At 66.6% G+C, this 599-nt stretch carries 1 protein-coding gene; it reads left to right on the top strand.

What is annotated here, in order from left to right; all coding sequences use genetic code 11:
• The coding region (locus GSQ76_RS30740) for a molybdopterin cofactor-binding domain-containing protein (protein ID WP_158747885.1) at nucleotides 1-599 on the top strand (599 nt) is incomplete at both ends.

Here is a 599-nt window from a genome sequence, read left to right as displayed (position 1 = left end):
GATGGGGGATCGCACGGCGGTGCCGCCCTACGACTACCCGGCCATGCGCATTGCCTGCGCCGATCTGGCGCCGCTGGTGCGGGCGTCGTGGTTTCGCGGCGTGTCGGCGCTACCCAACAGCTTCGCCCATGAATGCTTCATCGATGAGTTGGCGATGGAGGCGGGGGTCGATCCCGTCGAATACCGGCTGCGCTATTTGAAGGACGCGCGGGCGGCAGATTTGGTTCGTGCGGTGGCCGCCCGTGTCGGTTGGAAACCGCGCACGGCGCCGCGGAAGGAAGCCGAGGGCGAGATCCTGCGTGGGCAAGGATTCGCCTATGCGGTGTACGTGCATAGTCAATTCCCTGGCTATGGCGCCGCCTGGGCAGCCTGGGCGGCGGAGGTCGAGGTGAACAGCCGCACCGGCGAGGTCGCCGTGACGCGGGTGACGGTGGGGCAGGATTCCGGGGCGATGGTCAACCCGGATGGGGTGCGCCACCAGGTGCATGGCAATGTCCTGCAATCCGTCAGCCGGGTGTTGAAGGAGAAGGTCACCTTCGACAAGAACGCCATGGTCGCCAGCCGGGAATGGGGCGGCTACCCGATCATGACGTTTCGCG

It is taken from the genome of Acidisphaera sp. L21 (genome assembly GCF_009765685.1).
Lineage (GTDB): Bacteria > Pseudomonadota > Alphaproteobacteria > Acetobacterales > Acetobacteraceae > LMUY01.
The sequence above is the reverse complement of the archived record's forward strand: the minus strand, read 5'-3'. Positions and strand labels throughout refer to the sequence as shown.